Genomic DNA, 3,124 nt, shown 5'->3' with positions numbered 1-3,124 from the left:
ATATTAACTATTTGCATCATACCAATAAGTATGACTCCAATGGGAAGAGAAGTATTAAATAGAACATTTGATAAAGTTTTTACTTTATCGGAGCTTAAGAAGTTCAAAGAATTTTTATTAGATATCACCACTTCTTCTGCCTAAATTATGGGGAGTAAACCAGAAGGTGTTTTCCCTATACATCAAACTTAAGGGAATTGGCGGGGGAGCACACAAGGGGTGGGCGTTGCGGTTCAATTGGATTCAACGCCGGGAATCTTACCAGGGGCGACAGCAGGATGAGGGTCAGTCTGAAGGGCTTACCAGAAATAGCAGTGTCAGAAAAATATAAATATGAACATATATAATAAATAACATGTTAACGAAAACTGACATAAATATGCTACAAGACCTCGAGTGGGAAAACTTAACAGAAAGTGAAAAGGGTTATATAATAGGAATGTTTATAGGAGACGGTAACCTCTTTGTAGCGAAGAATAATAGAATCTATCGAGTAAGATTCTTTCTTTCTGCTGAAAGAGACAGTAAAATAGCAAAGAAGTTAACTATAATGCTTAGAAAACTCTTTCGTTTACATAAAATAAGAGTGTACGAAGATAATAAAAAAGAAATAATAATCGAAGTGCATTCTAGGGCATTTGTCCAGAAACTACTAGAGCATACAAAAAATAAGACTTTAAACCATCTAAATTTTTCAAACGAGTTTTTAAGAGGTATTCTAGAAGGATTAATAGATAGTGACGGTTACTTTTCAGGTAGAAAAGCTTACATTTCAACTGCTAACAAAAAATTAAAAAGTCAACTCTGTAAAATACTCCAAAAATTTAATATATCTTACCAACTGTTCAAATCAAAATCCCATTGGTCAGCTAATATAATTTGGAGAATAGCTTTCTCACGAAGTTAGACACTGCTATTGGGATCAAGCCGAGAGGTGGTGCATGGCCATCGTCAGCTCGTACCGTGAGGCGTGCCGTTAAGTCGGTTAACGAGCGAGACCCACATCCCATGTTGCCATTCCTTTCTCCGGAAAGGAGGCACTCATGGGAGACTGCCCGCGATAAGTGGGAGGAAGGAGTGGGCGACGGTAGGTCCGTATGCCCCGAATCCCCTGGGCTACACGCGACGCACAATGCGTGCCACAATGGGATGCGACTCCGAAAGGAGAAGCTAATCCCCTAAAAGCACGCTCAGTTCGGATTGAGGGTTGTAACTCACCCTCATGAAGCCGGAATCCCTAGTAGGCGAACGTCATCATGCAATTATGATAAGAGGCTGGAGATGCTTCATATTGCGTGGGTTCGTTCGTCGAATACGTCCCTGCTCCTTGCACACACCGCCCGTCAAGCCAATCGAGTGGAACTCAAACAAGGCTTTCTCTTCATGGGAAAGTCGAGTTTGAGTTCTGCGAGAGGGGCTAATCCCTGGAAGTTCAAGGATAAAGATGATAATTTGGCTTGACTCTGATCGATGATGAGTTGGAGGTGAGTTGATTTAAAATGAACTTCCAGGAGCCTAAAGTCGCCACAAGGTAGCCGTACGGGAACGTGCGGCTGGATCACCTCCTTAAGTTTTTGTGTGCGGTAATACCTCTAGGCACTAAAAAGAAACCTACCTGAGAATTTCTTTTCAAAACAAAAAGTTAAAAGTAATCCATTAAAAAATCGAAAAACCCAAACTTTCCTGTTCTTACAAAACCAATTCCATGGTCTCTAACCAAATAAAGAGTTTCTCTGAACATCGGAAAATGAGAAAGAGTGATGTAAGGAATTACATAATCGTTCTTAAAGCCGTTGTTTGAAGCTTTTCTTAATGCTATTTCTGGTTCTTCTTTGCATGAGTTAAAAGCTAAATCAAAACTCTTAAAGCGGGAGTCTAAACCGGAAAACATTGCCAAGTCATTTTCTCGGGCATACTCTATAGCTTTTTTGTTAGATTTTGTGAGTTCTCTTCTTAAAGAAGGTACACACTCTAGGTAATAGCTAACTTCAATTAAAGGTTTACACGAAACCTCTCCGATCTCATAAAGTTTGTAAATTCTGTTTACTCTTTCCCCTAAACCACATATACCGAACTGATGGGGAACTGCTATTATTCCGTTGTCCTTTTCTATTGCTCTGCAAACATCTTCCAAACTTTTTGGAGCTATTCTGTTTTCCCATTTTTCCTCGTTTAAGCACAACCCTAAAACATGAAAATTATCGTAGGTTAAAAACTCTAGACCAAAGATTAAGTTATCTTTTTTTGAATCGAGGTAGGATTTAATTTTTTTATAAGCTTTAATCGGCAAATCAATTTTTTCACAAGCAGTAGCTTTATCCGTGAGAATTAGATAGTCTATCTTGCTTTTTTCAAAATCTTCTGCTAATTTTTCTGAGCTTTTTCCTAAGTTAAGCTTTTCTCCTTCTTTTGTGTGAAAGTGAATCGTTACTAAAGGCATAAAAAGTAAAAAGAAGATTAAACTTTAAATCTTTTTAAAGTAGTGGAATTTTATAAAAATTAAAAGTCAATTAATTATTGATGGGCCGGTAGATCAATGGTAGATCGCCTCGCTTGCAACGAGGAGGTTCGGGGTTCGATTCCCCGCCGGTCCACTTAAACCTTCTAACTATAAATTAAAAATAAACCACATTGCAATGCCCTGGACACAAAATCTTTGGGTTTAATTTTTTTAATTTCTCTAAAGTTTTCTTACTTTCAATTCTCGAACCTGTAGGATATGTCCATCTGCCTTGATAATTTTTCCCAAACCATGCATCTCCTGAGAAAAGAATTTTCTTTTTTTCCTCAAAAAGAGAAATCGACCCATCAGTATGTCCGTGGGTTTCTAGAACTTTTAAATTGAGCCCACCTCCTTTTATAATATCACCTTCCTTTACCGTTTGATCGATTTTTGTTGGCAATAATTTTTTCGGGCTCATTTCCAATAACACTTTTTCATTCAAAGTTTCTATCGCTTCTCTTTCTTTTATCCCACAAACAACTTTGCATTTATTGATTCTTTTTAATTCATTAAGAAACAATATATGGTCAAAGTGACAATGGGTAATAACAATTAGATCTATCGGCTGTTTAACAAAAACCCCTGCGTCAATAAGTATTTTTTTCTTATCATCGATGTAAT

At 37.5% G+C, this 3,124-nt stretch carries 2 protein-coding genes, 1 tRNA gene and 1 rRNA gene; 2 read left to right on the top strand and 2 right to left on the bottom strand.

The genetic code is table 11. The features are described 5' to 3' along the window. Positions 1-129 precede the first annotated feature (129 nt). A 16S ribosomal RNA gene (locus ACP5PX_RS07640) occupies positions 130-1,567 on the top strand. 75 nt (positions 1,568-1,642) lie between these two features. Here the strand turns inward: ACP5PX_RS07640 and ACP5PX_RS07635 are convergent. After that, the gene (locus ACP5PX_RS07635) at positions 1,643-2,440 is read right to left on the bottom strand and encodes a hypothetical protein (protein ID WP_428085371.1); all 798 of its coding nucleotides are present in this window, start codon (positions 2,438-2,440) and stop codon (positions 1,643-1,645) included. A gap of 82 nt (positions 2,441-2,522) precedes the next feature. On the opposite strand from ACP5PX_RS07635, the gene ACP5PX_RS07630 reads away from it, so the two are divergent. Continuing rightward, positions 2,523-2,594, top strand: a tRNA-Ala gene (locus ACP5PX_RS07630). Positions 2,595-2,615: 21 nt separating this feature from the next. Here the strand turns inward: ACP5PX_RS07630 and ACP5PX_RS07625 are convergent. Further along, positions 2,616-3,124, bottom strand: a 509-nt coding sequence (locus tag ACP5PX_RS07625) for an MBL fold metallo-hydrolase (protein WP_428085370.1), incomplete at its 5' end; no start/stop codon positions are given.

It is taken from the genome of Hadarchaeum sp. (SeqCode) (assembly GCF_049969415.1).
GTDB lineage: Archaea > Hadarchaeota > Hadarchaeia > Hadarchaeales > Hadarchaeaceae > Hadarchaeum.
This window is presented reverse-complemented; position numbering and strand designations above follow the sequence as displayed.

Excerpts from the sequence above, each read along its gene's own strand:
- ACP5PX_RS07635 (WP_428085371.1), bottom strand. The coding sequence starts at position 2,440 with ATGCCTTTAGTAACGATTCACTTTCACACAAAAGAAGGAGAAAAGCTT.